This is a genomic window from Streptomyces sp. NPDC048257 (genome assembly GCF_043201855.1).
Taxonomy (GTDB): Bacteria; Actinomycetota; Actinomycetes; order Streptomycetales; family Streptomycetaceae; genus Streptomyces.
Genome location: NZ_JBICZI010000020.1, coordinates 110,612 through 132,601 on the forward strand (window position 1 = coordinate 110,612; position 21,990 = coordinate 132,601).

Genomic DNA, 21,990 nt, shown 5'->3' on the forward strand with positions numbered 1-21,990 from the left:
GGATATCCGTAAGCAATGCTTCATCCATCCCGGAAGCGATCCGAGCTGGTGCTACATGATGGGAGGGCCGATGCTCGGAGCATGCGTCCCCAACACACCGCACTCGCCGTGCTCGTCGCCGCCGTATGGGGCGTCAACTTCGTGGTCATCGAGATCGGCCTCGACCACTTCCCGCCCCTGCTCCTGTCCGCCCTGCGCTTCCTCGTCGCCGCACTGCCCGCCGTGTTCTACGTCGGGCCGCCCAAGGTCGCCTGGAAGTGGATCGCCGGAGTCGGGATCGCCCTCGGCATCGCCAAGTTCGGCCTGCTCTTCACCGGGATGGACGCCGGGATGCCGGCCGGGCTGTCCTCCCTCGTGTTGCAGGTCCAGGCCGTCTTCACCGCCGTCCTCGCCGCCTTCGTGCTGCGTGAGCGGCCGGGCAGGGTGCGGGTGCTCGGGATGGGCGTGGCGTTCGCCGGGATCGCGGTCGCCGCGGTGGACGGGGGGACGTCGGGGCCGGTGCTCGGCTTCGCGCTGGTCGTGGCGGCCGCCGCCTGCTGGGGCGTGTCCAACGTCCTGACCCGCAAGGCCTCCCCGCCCGACGCCCTCAACTTCATGGTGTGGGTGTGCACGGTTCCGGTCCTGCCGCTGCTCGCGCTCTCGCTGCTGCTGGAGGGACCCGAGCGGGATCTGGCCGCGCTGCGGGCCCTGGACTGGTCGGGGGTGGCCGTCATCGGCTACGTCGGCTGGCTGTCCACCGTCTTCGGCTTCGCCGCCTGGAGCCATCTGCTGCGCCGCTACCCGGCGTCCTCGGTGGCCCCGTTCTCGCTGCTGGTCCCGGTCTTCGGGATGTCCTCGGCGGCCCTGGTGCTGGGGGAGTCCGTGTCGGGGCTGCGCTGGCTGGCGGCCGTACTGCTGGTGGGCGGGGTGGCGCTGACCTCGCTGGCCCCCGCGCGCGCCGTGAACCGTACGGGGGTCGGTTCGGGCGTCAGCGCGGGGAGCCCTCCTGCAACGGCAGCCGCCAGTCCTGCCCCGTCAGGCTCACTCCGTACGAGCGGTGCGGGCGCTCCGCGATCAGGGTGAACCCGGCCTTCAGGTAGAGCGCGCGGGCGCCGGTCAGTACGTCGTTGGTCCACAGCACCAGCTCGCGGTAGCCGACCGAACGGGCGAAGGCGACGACGGTGTCGACCAGCACGGTGCCGATGCCGTGGCCGCGGCCCTCCGGGTCGACGAGGAGCAGGCGCAGCCGGGCGGTGCCGGGCGCGCCCTCCTCCCGTACGCACATCACCGAGCCGACGGGCCGGCCGTCCAGCTCCGCGATCCACACCCGTTCGAGGTAGGGGTCGTGGTCCTGGGCGAAGTCCGCGACGATCCGGGCCACCAGGCCCTCGAAGTCGCTGTTCCAGCCGTACTCGGCGGCGTACAGCGCACCGTGGCGCTGCACGATCCACCCCAGGTCCCCCGGTTCCGGGTCGCGGAGCCGCACGCTCTCAGCCATGGGGCAACTCTAAGGGCTGTCCTGCCGGTCGCGGTGGGCCCCGCGAAAGGGCTACTTCTTGCCGCGGCCGAGGATCTCGCCCAGCAGGTCGCCGAGACCGCCGCCCGCGGCGGGGGCCGCTCCGGGCGCCGCTCCGGGCGCCGCGCCCGCCGTCCCGGTGCCCGACGTGCCCGACGCTCCGGTGCCCGCGGCCTTTCCGGAGGCGCGCCTGGCCAGGACCGCCAGCACGACCGGGATCAGCATCTCGATGACCCGGCTGATGGTGGCCGCGGGAATGCCGGTCCTCTTCGAGACGGCGTTGGCCACGGGCTTGCTCACCTTGGCCAGCACCCCGGCCATCATTCCGCCGCCGAGCAGGCCGCCGAGGCCGCCGAGGCCGCCGAGCGTGGACACGCCCTCCAGCGGAGGCTCGGCCACCTCGGCGAAGGCCTGGCGCACCTCCACGCCGTCGTCGTCGTCCGCGTCCGCCTTCTGCCGGAGGTCGCCGGTCATGGCGCCGACGGTCTCCGTCACGGTCGCCTTGGCGCCGTCGGCGTCCGTGCCGAGCAGACCGGCGATCTCGTTCAGCCGGTCGTCGCCGAGCTCGCCCAGCACGTCGTCCTGGAATGAAGATTCACTCATGCCCGAAACGCTACTTCTGTGGTGATTCACCGGCACCTTGAGTAGGCGTTGGGTAACGGAAACGTAAAGCTGTCGTTCCGCATGCAACCCTCCAGGCACATCGAAGGTCGTATGTTGCGTCGGTGCTTCCGGGGAGGGATCTGGGGGGATCGGGAAGTCCGACACGGGAGGGGTAACCGTGAGGGGGTCCGGCCGCGAGGCGGGACCCCCTTTGCGATGGCCCCGCGCCCTTGCCCGGCTGCGCTGCCCGGCCGCGTTGTCCACAGGCCCGGCGCACTGTCGGCGCCGCCCGGTAGTTTCGGGTCATGGCAGCAGACGGGGCGCCGCGGGCGGTGCAACTGGCGGTGGTCGACGGCGTGCTCGAGCGCATCACCTACGCCAACGAGGAGAGCGGGTACACGGTCGCCCGGGTGGACACCGGCCGCGGCAGCGGTGACCTGCTCACAGTGGTCGGATCCCTGCTCGGCGCGCAGCCCGGCGAGTCCCTGCGCATGGAGGGCCGCTGGGGATCCCACCCGCAGTACGGCAAGCAGTTCACCGTGGAGAACTACCGGACCGTGCTCCCGGCGACCATCCAGGGCATCCGCCGCTACCTCGGCTCCGGCCTGATCAAGGGCATCGGTCCGAAGATCGCCGAGCGGATCGTGGAGCACTTCGGCACCGACACCCTCGACGTCATCGAGGGCGAGCCGAAGCGGTTGATCGAGGTGCCCGGGCTCGGCCCCAAGCGGACGAAGCTGATCGGCGCCGCCTGGGAGGAGCAGAAGGCCATCAAGGAGGTCATGGTCTTCCTCCAGGGCGTCGGCGTCTCCACCTCCATCGCCGTGCGCATCTACAAGAAGTACGCCGACGCCTCCATCTCCGTGGTGAAGAACCAGCCCTACCGGCTCGCCGCCGACGTGTGGGGCATCGGCTTCCTCACCGCCGACCGCATCGCCCAGGCCGTCGGGATCCCGCACGACAGCCCCGAGCGGGTCAAGGCCGGCCTCCAGTACGCCCTGTCCCAGTCCACCGACCAGGGCCACTGCTTCCTGCCCGAGGACCGGCTCATCGCCGACGGCGTCAAGCTGCTCCAGGTGGACACGGGGCTGGTCATCGACTGCCTGGCCGAGCTCGCCGCCGACCCGGAAGGGGTCGTACGGGAGTCCGTACCGGATCCGCAGGGCGGTCCGGACCCGCTGACCGCCGTGTACCTGGTGCCCTTCCACCGGGCCGAGCTGTCCCTGGTGGGGCAGGTGCGCCGGCTCCTGCACGCGGAGGACGACCGGATGCCGGGCTTCCAGGACGTGGACTGGGAGAAGGCCCTGGGCTGGCTCGCCGGGCGGACCGGGGCCACGCTCGCCCCCGAGCAGCGGGACGCGGTCAGGCTGGCGCTGACCCGCCGGGTCGCCGTCCTGACGGGCGGGCCGGGCTGCGGAAAGTCCTTCACCGTGCGCTCGATCGTCGAGCTGGCCCGGGCGAAGAAGGCCAAGGTGGTGCTGGCCGCGCCCACCGGGCGGGCGGCGAAGCGGCTGGCCGAGCTCACCGGGGCCGAGGCCTCCACGGTGCACCGGCTGCTGGAGCTCAAACCGGGCGGGGACGCGGCGTACGACCGGGAGCGGCCGCTGGACGCGGACCTGGTCGTCGTCGACGAGGCCTCCATGCTGGACCTGCTGCTGGCCAACAAACTGGTCAAGGCGGTGGCGCCGGGGGCGCACCTGCTGCTCGTCGGCGATGTGGACCAGCTGCCGTCCGTCGGCGCCGGGGAGGTGCTGCGGGACCTGCTGGCCGAGGGCGGCCCGGTGCCCGCGGTGCGGCTGACCCGGATCTTCCGGCAGGCCCAGCAGTCCGGCGTGGTCACCAACGCCCACCGGATCAACACCGGGTTGCCGCCGATCACGGACGGGCTGCCGGACTTCTTCCTCTTCCCGGAGGAGGACACCGAGGCGGCCGGGGTACTGGCCGTGGACGTGGCGGCCCGAAGGATTCCGGCGAGGTTCGGCCTCGACCCGAGGCGGGACGTCCAGGTGCTCGCGCCGATGCACCGCGGCCCGGCCGGCGCCGGAAACCTCAACGGACTGCTCCAGCAGGCGATGACGCCCGCCCGGCCGAACCTGCCGGAGAAGAGGTTCGGCGGCCGGGTCTTCCGGGTGGGCGACAAGGTGACCCAGATCCGGAACAACTACGAGAAGGGCGCCAACGGCGTGTTCAACGGCACGGTCGGTGTGGTCACCGCGCTGGACCTGGACGAACAGCGCCTGACGGTGCGGACGGAGGAGGACGAGGAGATCGGGTACGAGTTCGGGGAGCTCGACGAGCTGGCCCACGCGTACGCCGTCACCATTCACCGTTCACAGGGGAGTGAATATCCGGCCGTCGTGATCCCCGTCACCACCGGGGCCTGGATGATGCTCCAGCGAAACCTGCTCTACACGGCGGTGACCAGGGCGAAGAAACTGGTCGTCCTCGTCGGGTCCCGCAAGGCCCTCGGGCAGGCGGTGCGTACCGTTTCCGCAGGCAGGAGGTACACGGCGGTCGCTGCCAGGCTGTCCGGCCGGATACCGGTGGGAAACATCACCTAGATGATCGATCATTTGGGGTTCCCGCACCGGTGCGGAGGAGGCAGGATGAGCAGCTTGACGGCACTCAGTGCCGTCAAAAGCACCAAACGCCGACCCCGAGTGCACTCTCCTGCGCCAAATGGGGGAAGGTAGAGGCAGTCAGGGCACCTCGAAGAAGAGGCACTACGTCGGTGAGGGATGACGTGAGCGACAACTCTGTAGTACTCCGGTACGCGGACGGTGAATACACCTACCCGGTGGTCGAAAGCACCGTCGGTGACCAGGGCTTCGACATCTCGAAGCTGCGGGCCCAGACCGGGCTCGTCACCTTGGACAGTGGCTACGGCAACACCGCGGCGTACAAGTCCGCGATCACCTACCTCGACGGTGAGCAGGGCATCCTGCGTTACCGCGGCTACCCGATCGAGCAGCTGGCCGAGCGTTCGACCTTCATCGAGGTCGCGTACCTGCTGATCAACGGCGAGCTGCCGACCGTCGACCAGCTCGCGTCGTTCCGCAACGAGATCACCCAGCACACGCTGCTCCACGAGGACGTGAAGCGCTTCTACGACGGCTTCCCGCGGGACGCGCACCCGATGGCGATGCTGTCCTCCGTGGTCAGCGCGCTGTCGACGTTCTACCAGGACAGCCACAACCCGTTCGACGAGACGCAGCGCAACCTCTCGACGATCCGGCTGCTGGCCAAGCTCCCGACGATCGCGGCCTACGCGTACAAGAAGTCGGTCGGCCACCCGGTGGTCTACCCGCGCAACGACCTCGGTTACGTCGAGAACTTCCTGCGCATGACCTTCTCCGTGCCGGCCCAGGAGTACGACCTGGACCCGGTCGTGGTCTCCGCGCTCGACAAGCTGCTGATCCTGCACGCGGACCACGAGCAGAACTGCTCCACCTCCACCGTGCGTCTGGTCGGCTCCTCGCAGGCGAACATGTTCGCCTCGATCTCCGCCGGCATCTCGGCCCTGTGGGGCCCGCTGCACGGTGGCGCCAACCAGTCCGTCCTCGAGATGCTGGAAGGCATCAAGAACGACGGCGGCGACGTCGACGCCTTCATCCGCAAGGTGAAGAACAAGGAGGACGGCGTCCGCCTCATGGGCTTCGGGCACCGCGTCTACAAGAGCTTCGACCCCCGGGCGAAGATCATCAAGGCGGCGGCGCACGATGTCCTCTCGGCGCTCGGCAAGAGCGACGAGCTGCTCGACATCGCGCTCAAGCTGGAGGAGCACGCGCTGGCCGACGAGTACTTCGTCGAGCGCAACCTCTACCCGAACGTGGACTTCTACACCGGTCTGATCTACCGGGCGATGGGCTTCCCCACCGAGATGTTCACCGTGCTCTTCGCGCTCGGCCGCCTTCCCGGCTGGATCGCCCAGTGGCACGAGATGATCAAGGAGCCGGGTTCCCGCATCGGTCGCCCGCGCCAGATCTACACCGGCGAGGTCCTGCGCGACTTCGTGCCCGTCGAGGCCCGCTGACCCGAGGCTCTCGGTCGCGCGCGGCGTGCGGCCGCGGCGGCACCCCAGGTGTGCGAGAAGCGCCCCGCCGTCGATCCCCCCACGGGTCGACGGTCGGGGCGCTTCCCTTTTCCCCGAAACGGATTCCCCCCACGGGACCCGAGTCGGGGCGTCGGTGTGCCGGGACGCGTTCGGTTCGGGAGGGCCGCTCAAAGCCTCCCGCGGGTACGTGTCCCGGCCGGCGGATACCCACGGAAACCCCCCAGGCCTCCGTGAAACGTCCCCCAAGACGTTCTTGGTATCGCCCCATTAGACCCATGGCGACCCCGGATGGTTACGTTGTGGTCACTGTGATCTGCGTCTCCTGTGAAGAAAGTGTGCGGGCCGTGGGGAGGGGACCCGCTACCGGAAGGAGCGCAACCGGAGGCTGTTGGTCACCACGAAGACCGAGGAGAAGGCCATCGCGGCTCCCGCGATCATCGGATTGAGCAGGCCGGCCGCCGCCAGCGGCAGGGCCGCCACGTTGTAGCCGAAGGCCCAGAACAGGTTGCCCTTGATGGTGGCCAGGGTCCGGCGGGAGAGCCGGATCGCGTCCGCCGCGACCCGCAGGTCGCCCCGTACGAGGGTCAGGTCGCCCGCCTCGATGGCCGCGTCCGTGCCGGTGCCCATGGCCAGCCCCAGGTCCGCCTGGGCCAGCGCGGCCGCGTCGTTGACCCCGTCGCCGACCATCGCGACCGTACGGCCCTGCGCCTGCAGGCGGCGTACGACGTCCACCTTGTCCTGCGGGAGCACCTCGGCGATCACCTCGTCGATGCCCACCTCGCGGGCCACGGTCTCTGCGACGGCCTTGTTGTCACCGGTCAGCAGGACCGGGGTGAGGCCCAGCGCCCGCAGCCGGGCGACCGCCTCGGCGCTGGTCTCCTTGACCGCGTCGGCCACGGTCAGGACCCCGCGCGCCGCACCGTCCCAGGCCACCAGGACGGCGGTGCTGCCCGCGGCCTCGGCGGTCGCCCTGGCCTCGGCCAGGCCGGCCGGCAGGCCGATCGACCAGTCGGCCAGCAGCCGCTCGCGGCCCACCAGGACGGCGTGCCCGTCGACGATGCCCTGGACGCCGAGCCCGGCGACGTTCTCGAAGGACTCCGGCACCGGCAGGGAGCCGGCCCGCTCGGTGGCCCCCGTGGCGACGGCCCGCGCGATCGGGTGCTCCGAGGCGTGCTCCAGGGACCCGGCGAGGCGCAGGAGTTCGCGCTCGTCGACGCCCGCGGCGGGGAAGACGCCGTCGAGGGTCATCCGGCCGGTGGTGACGGTGCCGGTCTTGTCCAGGACGACCGTGTCGACCCGGCGGGTGGATTCCAGTACCTCGGGACCCTTGATCAGGATGCCGAGCTGCGCGCCCCGCCCGGTGCCGACCATCAGCGCGGTCGGGGTGGCCAGGCCCAGGGCGCACGGGCAGGCGATGATCAGGACGGCCACCGCGGCGGTGAAGGCGGCGGTGGGATCGTCGGTGATCAGCAGCCAGGTGATCCAGGTGCCGAGCGCGAGCACCAGGACGACGGGCACGAAGATTCCGGAGATCTGGTCGGCGAGGCGCTGCACCTCTGCCTTGCCGTTCTGCGCGTCCTCCACCAGCCGGGCCATCCGGGCGAGCTGGGTGTCGGCGCCGATCCGGGTGGCCTCGACGACCAGGCGCCCGGAGGCGTTGACGGTGGCTCCGGTGACGGAGTCGCCCACGGACACGTCGACCGGGACGGACTCGCCGGTGAGCATGGAGGCGTCCACGGCGGAGCTGCCTTCGACGACCGTGCCGTCGGTGGCGATCTTCTCGCCGGGGCGGACGACGAACCGGTCGCCGACCGCGAGCGCGCTCACCGGGATCCGGACCTCCCGGCCCGTGCGCAGTACGGCCACGTCCTTGGCGCCCAGCTCCATCAGGGCCTTGAGGGCCGCGCCGGCCTTCCGCTTGGAGCGGGCCTCCAGGTAGCGGCCGAGAAGGATGAAGGAGACGACGCCGGCCGCAACCTCCAGGTAGATGGCGGTGGAGCCGTCCGTACGGGCGACGCTGCCCCCCTGCACGGTGAAGAGGGTGAATCCGTGCCGCATGCCGGGCATGCCCGCGTGGCCGAAGAACAGGGCCCACAGGGACCAGACGAAGGCGGCCAGCGTGCCGACCGAGACCAGGGTGTCCATGGTGGCGGCGCCGTGCCGGGCGTTGGTCCAGGCGGCCTTGTGGAAGGGGAGACCGCCCCAGATGACGACGGGGGCCGCGAGGGTCAGGGAGAGCCATTGCCAGTTGTCGAACTGGAGGGCGGGGATCATCGCGAGCAGGACGACGGGCAGGGCGAGCGTGACGGAGACCAGCAGTCGCTGCCGCAGTGCGGCGAGCACCGGGTCGGGCGCCTCGGTCCGTACCTCTCCGGTGGCTTCGGCGGCCTCGTGGCCTTCCGCGGCTTCCGGGGCGGGCGGCGGCGGGGGCTCCTCGGCGGTGTAGCCGGTCCTGACGACCGTCGCGATCAGGTCGGCGACCTGGACGTCACCGGTGTAGGAGACGCGGGCCTTCTCGGTGGCGTAGTTGACCGTGGCCTCGACGCCGTCCATCCGGTTGAGCTTCTTCTCGATGCGGGCCGCGCAGGAGGCGCAGGTCATCCCGCCGATCGAGAGCTCGACCGCCGTTATCGGTCCGTCGTGCACTGTGCTGCTGCTCATGTTCCGGCTCCAGGGGGAGGGCCGGGCCGTACGGGACCAGTATGAGCTGGCCGGCACGGCCCGGCAGGATGCCGCGGGGTCGCCGCGGGTGCTGCGGGAGGGGCCGGCGCTCAGACCTGGCCGGCGAACTCGTAGCCCGCCTCGTCCACGGCGGCGCGGACGTCCTCGTCCGCGAGCGGGGCGGCGGAGACCACGGTGACCTCACCGGTCGCGGCGACGGCCTTGACCGTGCTGACGCCCGGCAGGGCGGAGATCTCGGTGGTCACCGCGCCCTCGCAGTGTCCGCAGGTCATGCCGGTCACCCGGTAGACGGTCGTGGTCTGGGTGTCCGTCTCGGCGGTCATGTCGTTCTCCTCGTTCGGGGGCGTGTGCCGTGTGCCGGTCATCACCGGGAGGGGCGGCCGATGGCTCCACCGTCCTCCCGACACGTCGAGACTATACCCCTGGGGGGTATGAAAGCGAGTAATGCCTCGGCATCGGGTTCGGCGGCGGCTCGACGCCGCCGCCCGGTCTTTCGATCCTGGTGGCAAAACTGACTGGTATGGCCGGACTGTACGGAAATGGCTGATATGGATCACCCGGGAAGCTGCGTCCTGATCACGGCTGTGGCGTCGCTCGCCCCCCTGCTCGCATACGGGGGTGTCGCGGGGGTGTCGGTCCCTCTGGTGATCTTCGGCATTCCGCCCGGCGTGCCGCTCGGTATTCCGCCCGGAATCCCGCTCGGCATGCCGAGCGGACCGGACGTGCTCGACGGGGCCGGGGCGGGCGAGGTGATCGCGTACTGAGCCGGCTCGGGCTCGCCGTGCTGATCTTCCGCGCCGGCTGCGGGGATCCGGTTCCCGGCTCATCGTCAAGGCCCCGTGCGGCAGTGCGCAGTGCGCCGTACGGCTGGTCCTGCAGGGGGGCGGGCGGGTCAGTGAGGGAGGGTCGTGGTGATCATCGGCTCGAGGTAGCGCAGCAGGACGGCCTTGAGCTCCGCGGTGTAGGCGGTGCGCTCGTCGCCCTCGTGGGCCAGGATCAGGTCGAGGGACGACTTGAAGATGCCCAGGATCATGTTCGAGACCAGGGCGAGCTCGTGGGGCGTGGCCTGCGGGCAGAAGTCGCGCAGGACGGCATCGATCCGCGTGAGCAGGTTGGCGTGCAGCTCTTCGTGCTCCTGGGCGATGCCGGGTACGCCGGTGCCGTGCATGAGGGCCCAGAAGGCCGGGTTCTCGCAGTTGAAGGCGATGACCGGGTCGAGGACGGCGTCGAGCAGCTCGGGCAGGGGGCGCCGGAGGTTCTCGGGGCGGAAGGCCTGGCCGTGCGTCTCGTGCGCGCGCTGGAGCAGCTGGCCGCCGAGCTCGATCGCGATGGCCTCCTTGTTCGGGAAGTACTGGTAGAGGGTGCCCGGCGAAACGCCCGCCTCGCGGGCGATGGCGTTGGTGCTGGCCGCGGCGTAGCCGGTACGGCAGAACACCCCGGCGGCGGCGGCCAGCAGCTGGGAGATCCGGCGCTCGCCGCGGGCCTGGCGGCGACGCGGGGTGGTGGCGGTGGCGGCGGCCGTGGCCGGAGTGGCGGTGGAGTTCTTGGTCCCCTTTTCAGCGTTTTTGCCCGTGGATGTCCCCGGCATGCCCAATCCCCTGCTTCCCGTGGGTGATTGACAAACACGAGAGATCGCTCGCATTCTTGGAAAACGCGAGCGACTGCTCGTGTTTGCCAGTCTATGTGGTCTGGCAATCACGGTGAAGGGGACACCGAGTCATGTCCGAAGTCAAGAAACCTCCGTCCTCCGGGGCGGCCGGGGGGTGGACCCGGTTCGTCACGGCCCGGCCGAGGCTCACGCTGCTGCTCGCCCTGCTGGTCACGGCGCTGGCCGTGGTCGCGGGCGGCGGCGTCGCCGACCGGCTGGGAAGCGGCGGCTGGGAGGACCCGGGCGCCGAGTCCACCTACGCCGCACGGGCCCTGGAGCGCGAGTTCCCGCACTCCGAGCCCAACCTGCTCCTGCTCGTCGACGCCAAGACGGGCACCACCGGGGTCGACGACCCCGCCGTCGCCGCCGAAGCCGAACGGCTCGCCACCGCACTCGCCGCCGAGCGGGGGGTCGTGGGCGTCGGCTCGTACTGGCGCGCACAACTGCCCGCACTGCGCTCCGGGGACGGCCGGCAGGCCCTCATCGTCGCCCGCGTCCAGGGCGACGAGAAGACGGCCACCGCCGCACTGGAGCGCATGGCCCCGCGCTACGAGGGCGAGCACGGCCCGGTGCGCGTCTCGCTCGGAGGCCCCGCCGCGGTACAGCGCGAGGTCACCGAGACCATCCAGGAAGACCTGCTGCGCGCCGAGCTGATCGCCCTGCCCGTCACCCTCGTCCTGCTCGTCCTCGTCTTCGGCAGCGCGGTCGCCGCCCTGCTCCCGCTGGGCGTCGGCATCGTTGCCATCCTCGGCACCAATGCCGTGCTGCGCGGCCTCACCGAGGTCACCGACGTATCCGTCTTCGCCCAGAACCTGACCACCGCGCTCGGCCTCGGACTCGCCATCGACTACGCCCTGTTCATCGTCCGCCGGTTCCGCGAGGAACTCGCCGCCGGGCGCGATCCGGTGGCCGCCGTCGGGGCCACCCTGCGCACCGCCGGGCGCACCGTGCTGTTCTCGGCGCTCACCGTCGCCGTCTCGCTCTCGGCGATGCTCTTCTTCCCCATGTACTTCCTGCGTTCCTTCGCCTATGCCGGGGTCGCGGTGGTGCTGCTGGCGGCGGCTGCCGCGCTCATCCTGCTGCCCGCCGCCCTGGTACTCCTCGGCCACCGCGTCAACGCCCTCGACCTGCGCCGGCTGTGGCGGCGGGGCCGGCCGGTACGTGCCGAGGCCGCCGAGACGGGACGGGGCTGGGGGCGGACGGCCGCCCTCGTGATGCGGCGCGCCCCGGTCTTCGCCGTGGCCACCACGGTGGGCCTGCTGCTCCTCGGGATTCCCTTCATCGGCGTCACGTTCGGCTCGGTCGACGACCGGCAACTCCCGAAGGACGCCCCCTCCCACGTGGTGCAGGAGCAGATCCGGGACGGGTTCCCGGGCAGCCCCGGTGGCGGCCTCACCGTGCTCGCCGAGGGAGCGCCCGGCCCCGACCGCCTCGCGGCCTACCGGGACCGGCTGGCCGCCCTGCCCGGCGTGGTCCGGGTCGACGGGCCGGTCGGCTCCGCGACCGGAAGCGCGTACGCCTCCTTCTCGGTCGCCGTCGAGGGCGAGGCCATGGGCCCGCGGGCCCAGGACCTGGTCGACGAGGTCCGCGCCGTGGACGCCGGCTTCAAGACCTCGGTGACCGGACAGGCGGCCGTTCTCGTCGACGCGCAGAAGGCCATCGCCGGGGCTCTGCCCTGGGCGGCGGCCCTGGTGGTCCTGGCCACGCTGCTGCTGGTGTTCCTGCTCACCGGCAGCCTGTTGATACCCCTGCAGGCGGTGCTGCTCAACGCCCTCAGCCTGACCGCGATGTTCGGGGCGGTGGTGTGGGTGTTCCAGGAGGGCCACCTCTCCGGGCTCCTCTCCTTCACCGCCACCGGCGACATAGAGACCACGCTGCCGGTGCTGATGTTCTGCATCGCCTTCGGGCTCTCGATGGACTACGGGGTGTTCCTCATATCCCGCATCAAGGAGGAGTACGACCGGACCGGAGACCATGAGAGCGCCGTCCGGACGGGGCTGGCCCGCACCGGCGGGCTGATCACCGCGGCCGCCGTGATCCTGGCGGTGGTGATGGTGGCCATCGGCACCTCGCGGGTGACCAACACCAAGATGCTGGGGCTCGGGATCGCACTGGCCGTCCTGATGGACGCCATGGTCGTCCGCAGCCTCCTGGTCCCGGCGGTGATGAAGCTGACCGGCCGTGCCACCTGGTGGGCCCCCGCCCCGCTGCGCCGTCTGCACGCGCGGTTCGGCCTGAGCGAGGGCGAGTCCGCGCCCCCGATGCCGGAAGAGGCGGAGCGGATACCCGTAGGAGCCGGTACGTAGGAGGTGCGTCCGCGGCCGGTGAGGGGACTCGGGGGTGGGTCCCCTCACCGGCAGCCGCACCGGTCAGTCCTCGCGGCGGCCCCGGTTGCCGGGCCGGCGGGCCACCCAGGCCCGCACGGTGTCGGCGTACCAGTAGGGCTTGCCCCCCTCCACGTGGTCGGGCGGGGGGAGCAGCCCGTGCTTGCGGTAGGAGCGCACGGTGTCCGGCTGGACCCGGATGTGGGCAGCGATCTCCTTGTACGACCACAGCTGTCGGTCGCTCATGCTGGACACCTCCTTGTCCACGCCGCGGGGCCGGCCGGGAGGCCGTCGGGGGAGCCGGCGCGTGGACACTGACGATCACTCGGGGTTCTGCCCGGGCAACGACGCGCAGTGAAGGCAGGGGAGGGGCTGTAGACCGCCTGTGACGGAAGACCCGCGTAATGCGGACATGCGTGACAGAAAGGGGACCCCTGTGACACAAGAGCCACAGGGGTCGGGTGAGGGACGGGCGGAGCGTCAGCGGTACAGGGACGGGCGTTCCGCGAGCTCCACGTCGGTCCGTACGCCGCTGCGCGCGGCCGCGAGGCCGGCCTCGGAGACCGCGGCCGCCGCGTAGCCGTCCCACGCGTCCGGTCCCGCCACCCGGCCGCGGGTGGCCGCGGCCACCCAGCTCCGCAGCTGCCGGTCGTAGGCGTCGGCGAAGCGCACCGTGAAGTCCTGAGGGATCTCGCCGCCCCACCGGCCCGCCGACTGCACCACCATCGCGTGGCCGTCGCCGATCCGGGCACTGCCCGCCTCGCCGACCGCCTCGCACTGCACCTGGTAGCCGAAACCGCAGTTGACGAAGATCTCCACGTCGACGACGGCCCCGCCGGAGGTTTCCAGCAGCACCAGCCGGGGATCGCTCAGCCCCTCGGGAGCGGCCGCCGTGGGCCGTGGGGAGAGCACGGTGACGGCGGTGATCTCCTGGCCCAGCAACCAGCGGGCCGCGTCCACCTCGTGCACCACCGAGTCGCTGATCAGCATGTCGCTGGTGAAGAACGACGGCGAGGAGGCGTTGCGGTGCCGGCAGTGCAGGAAGAGCGGGCGCCCGATCCCGCCCGCGTCCAGCAGCTCCTTCAGCCGTTCGTACTCGGCGTCGTACCGCCGCATGAACCCCACCTGCACCAGGCGCCGCCCCAGCCGCCGTTCGGCCTCCATCACGCGCAGCGCCCCCGCCGGGTCCGGGGTCAGCGGCTTCTCGCACAGCACCGGCAGCTCCCGCTCCAGGGCGTGCAGGATGGCTTCCTCGTGGGCGGGTCCGGGCGAGGCGATCAGTACGGCCTGCACCCCGGGCGCGGCTATCGCGGCCGCCGGGTCGGTGTGCGCCGTAGCCCCGTCCAGGGTGCCGGCGACCTCCTTGACCCGGTCCCCGTCCGGATCGGCCACGGCCACCACACGGGCCCCGCCGACGGTCCCTCCGATCCGGCGGACGTGGTCGGCGCCCATCTTCCCGGTGCCGATGACGGCGATGCCGAGCGTGCTCATCTCGTACTCCTCTTCCTTCCGAAGGGTCAGCGGGCTCCGCAGGAGCGGAGGTAGGCGCGGGTGCGGCGGGCGATCGGCAGCGGCCGGTCGGGCGGACAGGGGTACATGTCCTGCTCCACGATGGCGAAGAGGTCCACGCCCAGACGCTGGGCCGCCGCGAGGACCGGTTCCAGCGCGGGCACCCCCGAGGGCGGTTCGCACATCACCCCGCGGCCCACGGCCGGCCCGAAGGGCAGCTGCCCGGCGACGACTTCGGCCAGGATCCGCGGATCCACCTGCTTGAGGTGGAGGTACCCGATCCGCTCACCGAAGGTCTCGACGGCCTCCAGGCTGTCCCCGCCGCAGTACGCGTAGTGCCCGGTGTCCAGGCAGAGGGCGACCAGCCCGGGGTCGGTGGCGTCCAGGAAGCGGGCCACGTTCTCGGGGGTGTCGATGTGCGTGTCGGCGTGCGGGTGGACGACGATCCGCAGCCCGTACCGGTCCTGGACCTCCCGGCCCAGGCGCTCGGTCTGGGAGGTCAGTTCATGCCATTGGGCGGCGGTGAGGGTGCGGTCCTCCAGCACCTCCCCGGTCTTGTCGTCCCGCCAGAAAGAGGGGATGACGACGAGATGCGCCGCGCCCATCGCCTGGGTGAGCGCCGCGATCCGCGACACGTGCTCCCAGGTGTCCTCCCACACGGCGGGGCCGTGATGGAGTCCGGTGAAGACGGTTCCGGCCGAGACGCGCAGCCCGCGCTTGGCCGTTTCCTCGGCGAGTCGCGCGGGATCGGTGGGCAGATAGCCGTAGGGGCCCAGCTCGATCCACTCGTACCCGGCGTCGGCGACCTCGTCGAGGAACCGTTCCCAGGGGGTCTGCCGGGGGTCGTCGGGAAACCAGACACCCCAGGAGTCCGGGGCCGAACCGATGCGGATACGGGTCAACGCGGGCGGGGAGGACGTCATAACGGCCACCTTAGGGTGGAGGACCAATGGGAGGACTGACTGTGACCGGCACCGGCGATCCGTTCGCGTTCGACCTGATCACGATGGGCCGGATCGGGGTGGATCTCTACCCGTTGACGACCGGCATTCCACTGGCCGAGGCGGAGACCTTCGGCAAGTTCCTCGGCGGTTCCCCGACCAACGTGGCCGTCGCGGCGGCCCGGCTGGGACGGCGGGTGGCGGTGATCACCCGGACCGGTGCGGACCCCTTCGGCGGGTATCTGCGCTCCGAACTGCGGGGGTTCGGGGTGGACGACCGGTGGGTGGCCGAGGTCGCCGGGCTGCCGACCCCCGTCACCTTCTGCGAGATCTTCCCGCCGGACCACTTCCCGCTGTACTTCTACCGGCTGCCGAAGGCCCCGGACCTGGAGATCGCGGTGGAGGAGGTGGACCTCGCGGCCGTACGAGCCGCCCGCGTGTTCTGGATGACGGGTACGGGCCTGAGCGAGGAGCCCTCACGGGCCGCGACGCTGGCGGCGCTGGAGGCCCGCGCGCGGACCGGGACGACCGTCTTCGACCTGGACTGGCGGCCGACGTTGTGGCGGGAGAAACCCGGGCCGTACTACGAACGGGCGCTGCGGTCGGCGACGGTGGCCGTGGGCAACGTGGAGGAGTGCGCGATCGCCACGGGCGAGTCGGAACCGCACGCGGCGGCGCGGGCGCTGCTCGCGGCGGGCGTGGAACTGGCCGTCGTCAAGCGCGGCCCCGACGGCGTGCTGGCGGTCCACCGCGACGGGACGGTCGCGGAGGTCGCGCCGGTGCCGGTGGAGGTGGTCAACGGGCTGGGCGCGGGGGACGCGTTCGGCGGGGCGCTGTGCCATGGGCTGCTGGCCGGGTGGGAACTGGAGACGGTGATGCGGTACGCGAACGCAGCCGGGGCGATCGTCGCCTCACGGCTGGCGTGCGCGACGGCGATGCCGTTCGCGCACGAGGTGGAGGAGTTGGTGGGGCGTGCCGGTGGTGTCTGAGTGGCGGATGGAATGGACGAGGCTGACGGTCCTCGACCTCGCCCCGGGGGAGGTGTACGCGCACGAGTGCGGGGAGTCGGAGTGGATCGTGCTCCCGTTGTCGGGCGGGTGCGAGGTCCGCTGCCGGGCTCTGCCCGGACCCGCGCCTCAACCGCCGGCGGGGCTGGAGAACGGGGGTTCTGGCCCAGATGCTGCGGGAGCTCGGGCACATCCCTCCGCCGCGTCCGGTCCGGACGACGGACAGGGCAGGCCAAATCCAGCCTCGCCGGCGTTTGAGGCGCGGGGGTTCGGGGGCGGCGCCCCCGCAGCGGAGCAGCAGGTGTTCGAACTGATGGGGCGAGAGGGGGTGTTCAGCGGTGTCACCGACTTCGTCTACCTGCCGCGGGACGCGGACGCGGAGATCCGGTCCGCCGCCGGGGGCCGGTTCGCGCTGGCCGGTGCGCAGTGTGCGACACGTCTGCCCGCCAGGTACGGCCCTGCCGAAGCCGTCCCCGTCGAGCTCCGCGGCGCCGCCCACTGCTCCCGACAGGTCAACAACTTCGCCGCCGCCGGCGCCTTCCCCGCCGACCGCCTCATCGCCGTCGAGGTCCTCACCCCCGGCGGGAACTGGTCCTCGTACCCGCCCCACAAGCACGACGAACACCACCCCGGCGAGGAGTCCCGCCTCGAGGAGATCTACTACTTCGAGATCGCCCCGCACGGGGACACCCCCGGCCTCGGCTACCAGCGCGTCACCCCCTCCCCGGCCGGGAAGACCGACATCCTCACCGAGGTCCGCACCGGGGACGCGGTGCTGATCCCCGACGGCTGGCACGGGCCGTCCATCGCCGCCCCCGGGCACGACATGTACTACCTGAACGTGATGGCCGGCCCGGGCGCGACCCGGGAGTGGCTGATCCGGGACCACCCCGACCACGGCTGGATCCGCGGCAGCTGGGACGGCCAGGACATCGACCCCCGGCTCCCCTTCCCGTCCCACCACCGAGCGGAGGACCACCGGTGAGGCTCACCGTCGCACAGGCGCTCGTCCGCTTCCTCTCCCACCAGTACACCGAGCGCGACGGCCACCGGCACCGCCTGATCGCCGCCACCTGGGGGATCTTCGGGCACGGCAACGTCGCGGGCATCGGCCAGGCCCTCCTGGAGACCGGGCCGCAGGCCATGCCCTTCCTCCAGGGCCGCAACGAGCAGGCCATGGTGCACGCCGCCGTCGGGTACGCCCGCCAGAGCGGCCGGCTCTCCGCGCACGCCGTCACCACCTCCATCGGGCCCGGCGCCACCAACCTCGTCACCGGCGCCGCCCTCGCCACCATCAACCGGATCCCGGTGCTCCTGCTGCCCGGGGACACCTTCGCCACCCGGCCCGCCGACCCGGTGCTCCAGCAGCTGGAGGTCCCGTACGCCGGGGACGTCTCCGTCAACGACGCCCTGCGCCCCGTCTCCCGCCACTTCGACCGGATCACCCGCCCCGAGGCCCTGATCCCGGCCGCCCTCCAGGCCGTGCGGGTGCTCACCGACCCCGTGCAGACCGGGGCCGTCACGCTCGCCCTGCCCCAGGACGTGCAGGCGCAGGCGTACGACTGGCCCGAGGAGTTCTTCGCCGAGCGCGTGTGGGGCGTCCGCCGGCCCCGGCCCGACCGGCACGAGCTGGCCCGCGCCGCCGAGGCCGTACGGGGCTCCGCGCGCCCGCTGATCGTCGCCGGCGGCGGGATCCGGCACAGCGAGGCCCGCGCGGCCCTGGCCGCCTTCGCGGAGGCCACGGGGATTCCGGTCGCCGTGACCCAGGCGGGCAAGGGCGTCCTGCCGTACGGGCACCCCGCCGACGTGGGCGGGATCGGCCACACCGGGACCTCCACTGCCGCCGGTCTCGCCCGGGAGGCCGACCTCGTCATCGCCGCCGGGACCCGGCTGACCGACTTCACCACCGCCTCCGCGACCCTCTTCCAGAACCCGGCCGTCCGGTTCATCGGCCTCAACCTCGACCCGTACGACGCCCACAAACTCGCCGCCCTGCCCCTGGTCGCCGACGCCCGCGAGGGCCTCGACGAGCTGCGGGGCGCGGTCGCGGGCCACCGGGCGGACCCGGCGTACGGCGCGCGGTTCGCGGCGGAGCGGGCGCGCTGGGAGAGCCGCGTCGACCGGGCCTACGCCGTCCCCGAGGCGGAGGAGGACGCTCCGCCGACCCAGGCCCAGGTGCTCGGGCTGCTCGACGCCCTGGTCGACGACACCGACATCCTGATCAACGCGGCCGGGTCCCTCCCCGGCGACCTGCACAAGCTGTGGCGGACCCGGTCACCGGACCAGTACCACGTGGAGTACGGGTACTCCTGCATGGGCTACGAGATCCCGGCGGCCATCGGGGTGGCGCTGGCCGCACCCGGCCGCCCGGTGTGGGCGCTGGTCGGCGACGGCACGTACCTGATGAATCCGACCGAGATCGTCACGGCCGTCCAGGAGGGGATCCCGATCAAGGTGGTGATCCTCGACAACCAGGGCTACGCCTCCATCGGCGGCCTGTCGGGGGCGGTGGGCGGCGAGGGCTTCGGCACCGCGTACCGCTTCCGGGCGCCGGACCACGGGTATACGGGGGACGCCCTTCCGGTGGACCTCGCGGCCAACGCCGCCTCCCTCGGGATGGCCGTGATCCGCGCCCGCACCACGCGTGACCTGCGCGAAGCCCTCGCCGAGGCCCGCTCGGCGACCCGTCCCACATGTGTCTACGTACAGACCCGAACGCCCGACACTGTGTCGGGCCCACCCCCGGCACAGGCGTGGTGGGATGTTCCTGTGGCCGAGACCGCGACCCGCAAGGCCGCTGCCACGGCCCGTGAAGAGTACGACCGGCAAGCCGCGCAGCGACGTCGCCATCTGTGAAGGAGCAAGGCAATGAAGACCGTCAACCACTGGATCGGTGGCAAGACCGTCGAGGGCGCGTCGGGCAACTACGGCCCGGTCACCGACCCGGCCACCGGCGAAGTCACCACGCAGGTCGCGCTCGCCTCGGCCGACGAGGTCGACGCGGCGGTACAGGTCGCCCGGGAGGCCTTCCTGACCTGGGGCCAGTCCTCGCTGGCCGCCCGCACCAAGGTGCTGTTCGCCTACCGCGCCCTGCTGGACGCCAACCGCGACGCCATCGCAGCCCTGATCACCGCCGAGCACGGCAAGGTCCACTCGGACGCGCTCGGAGAGGTCGCCCGCGGTCTCGAGATCGTCGAGCTGGCCTGCGGCATCACCACGCAGCTCAAGGGCGAGCTGTCCACGTCGGTCTCCAACCGGGTGGACGTCTCCTCGATCCGCCAGCCGCTCGGCGTCGTCGCCGGCATCACCCCCTTCAACTTCCCGGCGATGGTCCCGATGTGGATGTTCCCGCTGGCCGTGGCCTGCGGAAACACCTTCATCCTCAAGCCGAGCGAGAAGGACCCGTCGGCCGCCAACAAGCTGGCCGAGCTGGCGACCGAGGCCGGTCTGCCGGCCGGCGTGCTGAACGTGGTCCACGGCGACAAGGTGGCCGTCGACGCGCTGCTCGCCCACCCCGGCATCGCGGCCGTCTCCTTCGTCGGCTCGACCCCGATCGCCCGCCACATCCACACCACCGCCTCGGCCAACGGCAAGCGCGTCCAGGCCCTGGGCGGCGCCAAGAACCACATGCTGGTGCTGCCGGACGCCGACCTGGACGCCGCCGCCGACGCGGCCGTCTCCGCCGCCTACGGCTCGGCCGGTGAGCGCTGCATGGCGATCTCCGCCGTGGTGGCCGTCGGCGCGATCGGCGACGAGCTCGTCGAGAAGATCCGCGAGCGCGCCGAGAAGATCAAGATCGGCCCCGGCAACGACCCGACCTCCGAGATGGGCCCGCTGATCACCGCAGCCCACCGCGACAAGGTCGCCTCGTACGTGAAGGGCGCGGCCGACCAGGGCGCCGAGGTCGTCCTCGACGGCACCGGCTTCACGGTCGACGGCAACGAGAACGGCCACTGGATCGGCCTGTCCCTGCTGGACCGCGTGAAGACCGACTCCGACGCCTACCGCGACGAGATCTTCGGCCCGGTGCTGTGCGTGCTGCGCGCCGAGACGTACGAGGAGGGCGTGGCCCTCATCAACGCCTCGCCGTTCGGCAACGGCACCGCGATCTTCACCCGCGACGGCGGCGCCGCCCGCCGCTTCCAGCTGGAGATCGAGGCCGGCATGGTCGGCGTCAACGTCCCGATCCCGGTGCCGGTGGGCTACCACTCCTTCGGTGGCTGGAAGGACTCGCTCTTCGGCGACCACCACATCTACGGCAACGACGGCATCCACTTCTACACCCGCGGCAAGGTCGTCACGACCCGCTGGCCCGACCCGGCCGAGGGTCACCTCGGCGTGGACCTGGGCTTCCCCCGCAACCACTGACCGCGCGCAGGCGCCGTAGGAGCACCCGTAGGACCAGCCAGCCGTAGGACCGACTCGCCCCCCGCAACCCTCACCGCGGGGGGCGAGTTCCGTTCCGCCGACGTGCAGGTCAGCGCATCCCGGCCAAGTCCGGTACGGCCTCGGCCGGTTCACCGTCCGTATGGCGTCGGCGGCGCAGCACCCAGAAGGTGACGCCCGCGCCCGCCAGCACCAGGAGCAGGCCCACGGCCGGCCAGGGCACGGCGACGAAGCCGGTCCCGGACTCCGAGACCAGATCCGGGTGGGCGGCCGCTCCCGCCGTGACCTTGACGGTCACCCAGTCCGACTGGGGGGCGTCCGGCCACGGCTCGGTCAGCTCGATCCGCTGGCCCGGCAGCAGCGACAGCTTCAGCTCGCGGGCGGGCCGGTTCAGCACCTCGCGCCCGAACAACCCCTCGGCAAAGACCGCCACCTTGGGCTCGATCACCACATTGCCCCGGTTGACCAGCGCGTACGAGACCGTGGCGCGGGCGTTCTTCACCCAGGGCAGCAGCGGCGCCGAGCGGCTGACCCGTACGTCCTCCACGCTCAGCCCGGCTGTGATGGGCCCCGGTACCCGGAAGTACAGCCGGGCGCCCACCGAGCGCTTCACCCCGACCTGAACCCTGCCCTCCTGCTGCACGCCCTCCACGGCGGTGCCCAGGGCGACGATCCCGCCGACGTGGTCACCGGGTGTCGCGTCCGCCGGGACCTTCACGCTGAAGGGGATGTCCTTGCGGCCCTTGGCCGGCACGGTGACGGTGCGCGAGGCCTCCGGCGCCAGCGCGATCCACGCGCCGACGTCCTTCGGCTTCGTCTCCACCGGCAGCAGCGCGAAGGCGCCGCCCGCCGGGGTGTTCACGGCATCGGTGGCGAAGACCTGGAACGTCAGCTCCTTGTCGGAGGAGTTCAGGATCGTCACGCTGTCGCTGAGCGTGCTCCCGGCCGCGCCCTGGTGGAAGAAGTAGGCGCGGTCGGTCATCGCCGCACCGGCCGCGGGCGTCGGGAACACCCCCCACGTGCCGTTGTCCGCGGCCGTCGCCGTGGTGGCCGGCAGCACGCCCGTGCCGAGCAGGAGGCCGAGGAGCAGTCCGTACAGGAGGGTGCGGGTGCGGCTACGGGTGCGGCTGCGGATGCGCATGGGCGGTCTCCAGTCGGCGCGGAAAGGGGAAAGGGGTGGTGGGGGGGGGGGGGGGGGGCCCCCCCCCCGGGGGGGGGGGGGGGGGGGGGGGGGGGGGGGGGGGCCCGGACAGGCCCGGAAAACACTTCGGGCGGTTCCCGGTGACCGGAAACCGCCCGAAGGACAGGTGCGCCGCCAGGGACTCGAACCCCGGACCCGCT

17 protein-coding genes and 1 pseudogene are annotated in these 21,990 nt (G+C 72.0%); 9 read left to right on the forward strand and 9 right to left on the reverse strand.

Annotation, left to right across the window (positions count from 1 at the left end):
* Positions 1-81: 81 nt before the first annotated feature.
* The gene (locus ACGFZK_RS29045; protein WP_393851812.1) at positions 82-1,062 is read left to right on the forward strand and encodes an EamA family transporter; all 981 of its coding nucleotides are present in this window, start codon (positions 82-84) and stop codon (positions 1,060-1,062) included.
* Here the strand turns inward: ACGFZK_RS29045 and ACGFZK_RS29050 are convergent.
* Both ACGFZK_RS29050 and ACGFZK_RS29055 read right to left on the reverse strand, forming a co-directional pair.
* A pseudogene (locus ACGFZK_RS29050) lies at positions 968-1,480 on the reverse strand (GNAT family N-acetyltransferase); the annotation flags it as partial. The gene ACGFZK_RS29045 and the pseudogene ACGFZK_RS29050 overlap by 95 nt on opposite strands.
* Positions 1,481-1,528: 48 nt before the next feature.
* The gene (locus tag ACGFZK_RS29055; protein WP_393851813.1) at positions 1,529-2,098 is read right to left on the reverse strand and encodes a DUF937 domain-containing protein; all 570 of its coding nucleotides are present in this window, start codon (positions 2,096-2,098) and stop codon (positions 1,529-1,531) included.
* 305 nt (positions 2,099-2,403) lie between these two features.
* Here ACGFZK_RS29055 and ACGFZK_RS29060 point away from each other — a divergent pair, with 305 nt between their 5' ends.
* The gene (locus ACGFZK_RS29060) at positions 2,404-4,659 is read left to right on the forward strand and encodes an ATP-dependent RecD-like DNA helicase (protein WP_393851814.1); all 2,256 of its coding nucleotides are present in this window, start codon (positions 2,404-2,406) and stop codon (positions 4,657-4,659) included.
* A gap of 182 nt (positions 4,660-4,841) precedes the next feature.
* The gene (locus ACGFZK_RS29065) at positions 4,842-6,131 is read left to right on the forward strand and encodes a citrate synthase (protein ID WP_393851815.1); all 1,290 of its coding nucleotides are present in this window, start codon (positions 4,842-4,844) and stop codon (positions 6,129-6,131) included.
* A gap of 381 nt (positions 6,132-6,512) precedes the next feature.
* Here the strand turns inward: ACGFZK_RS29065 and ACGFZK_RS29070 are convergent, their stop codons facing one another.
* Together ACGFZK_RS29070 and ACGFZK_RS29075 are read right to left on the reverse strand one after the other, a co-directional pair.
* Positions 6,513-8,813: a heavy metal translocating P-type ATPase gene (locus ACGFZK_RS29070; RefSeq protein WP_393851816.1), complete on the reverse strand. Its 2,301-nt coding sequence runs from the start codon at positions 8,811-8,813 to the stop codon at positions 6,513-6,515.
* A 110-nt stretch (positions 8,814-8,923) separates the two neighbouring features.
* Positions 8,924-9,157, reverse strand: a complete 234-nt coding sequence (locus ACGFZK_RS29075; protein ID WP_030384770.1) for a heavy-metal-associated domain-containing protein — start codon at positions 9,155-9,157, stop codon at positions 8,924-8,926.
* Positions 9,158-9,373: 216 nt separating this feature from the next.
* Here ACGFZK_RS29075 and ACGFZK_RS29080 point away from each other — a divergent pair, with 216 nt between their 5' ends.
* Positions 9,374-9,598: a hypothetical protein gene (locus ACGFZK_RS29080; RefSeq protein WP_393851817.1), complete on the forward strand. Its 225-nt coding sequence runs from the start codon at positions 9,374-9,376 to the stop codon at positions 9,596-9,598.
* A 128-nt stretch (positions 9,599-9,726) separates the two neighbouring features.
* Here the strand turns inward: ACGFZK_RS29080 and ACGFZK_RS29085 are convergent, their stop codons facing one another.
* Positions 9,727-10,422, reverse strand: a complete 696-nt coding sequence (locus ACGFZK_RS29085) for a TetR/AcrR family transcriptional regulator (protein ID WP_393851818.1) — start codon at positions 10,420-10,422, stop codon at positions 9,727-9,729.
* A 131-nt stretch (positions 10,423-10,553) separates the two neighbouring features.
* Between ACGFZK_RS29085 and ACGFZK_RS29090 the strand changes: the two genes are divergently transcribed.
* Positions 10,554-12,788, forward strand: coding sequence for an MMPL family transporter (locus tag ACGFZK_RS29090; RefSeq protein ID WP_393851819.1), 2,235 nt, complete (start codon positions 10,554-10,556; stop codon positions 12,786-12,788).
* Between the two features lie 63 nt (positions 12,789-12,851).
* Here the strand turns inward: ACGFZK_RS29090 and ACGFZK_RS29095 are convergent, their stop codons facing one another.
* The 3 genes from ACGFZK_RS29095 to ACGFZK_RS29105 all read right to left on the reverse strand — a co-directional run bounded on the left by ACGFZK_RS29095 (position 12,852) and on the right by ACGFZK_RS29105 (position 15,238).
* Positions 12,852-13,052: an AlpA family transcriptional regulator gene (locus ACGFZK_RS29095; RefSeq protein ID WP_030710687.1), complete on the reverse strand. Its 201-nt coding sequence runs from the start codon at positions 13,050-13,052 to the stop codon at positions 12,852-12,854.
* Positions 13,053-13,286: 234 nt separating this feature from the next.
* The gene (locus ACGFZK_RS29100; RefSeq protein ID WP_393851820.1) at positions 13,287-14,297 is read right to left on the reverse strand and encodes a Gfo/Idh/MocA family protein; all 1,011 of its coding nucleotides are present in this window, start codon (positions 14,295-14,297) and stop codon (positions 13,287-13,289) included.
* Between the two features lie 26 nt (positions 14,298-14,323).
* On the reverse strand, positions 14,324-15,238 hold the full coding sequence (locus ACGFZK_RS29105) for a sugar phosphate isomerase/epimerase family protein (protein WP_393851821.1): 915 nt from the start codon (positions 15,236-15,238) through the stop codon (positions 14,324-14,326).
* 26 nt (positions 15,239-15,264) lie between these two features.
* On the opposite strand from ACGFZK_RS29105, the gene iolC reads away from it, so the two are divergent.
* The 4 genes from iolC to ACGFZK_RS29125 are packed head-to-tail and all read left to right on the forward strand — an operon-like array spanning position 15,265 to position 20,631.
* Complete coding sequence (gene iolC / locus ACGFZK_RS29110) at positions 15,265-16,245, forward strand: 5-dehydro-2-deoxygluconokinase (protein WP_393851822.1); 981 nt, start codon at positions 15,265-15,267, stop codon at positions 16,243-16,245.
* A 7-nt stretch (positions 16,246-16,252) separates the two neighbouring features.
* A complete protein-coding gene (gene iolB, locus ACGFZK_RS29115; protein WP_393851832.1) occupies positions 16,253-17,248 on the forward strand; it encodes a 5-deoxy-glucuronate isomerase in 996 nt (331 codons plus the stop codon).
* Positions 17,245-19,119 (forward strand): 3D-(3,5/4)-trihydroxycyclohexane-1,2-dione acylhydrolase (decyclizing), encoded by a 1,875-nt coding sequence (iolD, locus tag ACGFZK_RS29120; RefSeq protein WP_393851823.1) that lies wholly within the window; start codon positions 17,245-17,247, stop codon positions 19,117-19,119. The genes iolB and iolD overlap by 4 nt, the downstream gene beginning before the upstream one ends.
* 12 nt (positions 19,120-19,131) lie before the next feature.
* Positions 19,132-20,631 carry a CoA-acylating methylmalonate-semialdehyde dehydrogenase gene (locus ACGFZK_RS29125; protein WP_393851824.1) on the forward strand — a complete coding sequence of 500 codons (1,500 nt, stop codon included), beginning with the start codon at positions 19,132-19,134 and terminating at the stop codon, positions 20,629-20,631.
* 109 nt (positions 20,632-20,740) lie between these two features.
* On the opposite strand, the gene ACGFZK_RS29130 is transcribed toward ACGFZK_RS29125, so the two are convergent.
* Positions 20,741-21,790 carry a WxL protein peptidoglycan domain-containing protein gene (locus tag ACGFZK_RS29130; protein WP_393851825.1) on the reverse strand — a complete coding sequence of 350 codons (1,050 nt, stop codon included), beginning with the start codon at positions 21,788-21,790 and terminating at the stop codon, positions 20,741-20,743.
* Between the last annotated feature and the right edge of the window lie 200 nt (positions 21,791-21,990).

Bases quoted from the DNA above. Each gene is read 5' to 3' on its own strand.
- ACGFZK_RS29045 (WP_393851812.1), top strand. From the start codon at position 82: ATGCGTCCCCAACACACCGCACTCGCCGTGCTCGTCGCCGCCGTATGG.
- ACGFZK_RS29055 (WP_393851813.1), bottom strand. From the start codon at position 2,098: ATGAGTGAATCTTCATTCCAGGACGACGTGCTGGGCGAGCTCGGCGAC.
- ACGFZK_RS29060 (WP_393851814.1), top strand. From the start codon at position 2,404: ATGGCAGCAGACGGGGCGCCGCGGGCGGTGCAACTGGCGGTGGTCGAC.
- ACGFZK_RS29070 (WP_393851816.1), bottom strand. From the start codon at position 8,813: ATGAGCAGCAGCACAGTGCACGACGGACCGATAACGGCGGTCGAGCTC.
- ACGFZK_RS29075 (WP_030384770.1), bottom strand. From the start codon at position 9,157: ATGACCGCCGAGACGGACACCCAGACCACGACCGTCTACCGGGTGACC.
- ACGFZK_RS29080 (WP_393851817.1), top strand. From the start codon at position 9,374: ATGGCTGATATGGATCACCCGGGAAGCTGCGTCCTGATCACGGCTGTG.
- ACGFZK_RS29085 (WP_393851818.1), bottom strand. From the start codon at position 10,422: ATGCCGGGGACATCCACGGGCAAAAACGCTGAAAAGGGGACCAAGAAC.
- ACGFZK_RS29090 (WP_393851819.1), top strand. From the start codon at position 10,554: ATGTCCGAAGTCAAGAAACCTCCGTCCTCCGGGGCGGCCGGGGGGTGG.
- ACGFZK_RS29095 (WP_030710687.1), bottom strand. From the start codon at position 13,052: ATGAGCGACCGACAGCTGTGGTCGTACAAGGAGATCGCTGCCCACATC.
- ACGFZK_RS29100 (WP_393851820.1), bottom strand. From the start codon at position 14,297: ATGAGCACGCTCGGCATCGCCGTCATCGGCACCGGGAAGATGGGCGCC.
- ACGFZK_RS29105 (WP_393851821.1), bottom strand. From the start codon at position 15,238: ATGACGTCCTCCCCGCCCGCGTTGACCCGTATCCGCATCGGTTCGGCC.
- iolC (WP_393851822.1), top strand. From the start codon at position 15,265: ATGGGAGGACTGACTGTGACCGGCACCGGCGATCCGTTCGCGTTCGAC.
- iolB (WP_393851832.1), top strand. From the start codon at position 16,253: ATGGAATGGACGAGGCTGACGGTCCTCGACCTCGCCCCGGGGGAGGTG.
- ACGFZK_RS29125 (WP_393851824.1), top strand. From the start codon at position 19,132: ATGAAGACCGTCAACCACTGGATCGGTGGCAAGACCGTCGAGGGCGCG.
- ACGFZK_RS29130 (WP_393851825.1), bottom strand. From the start codon at position 21,790: ATGCGCATCCGCAGCCGCACCCGTAGCCGCACCCGCACCCTCCTGTAC.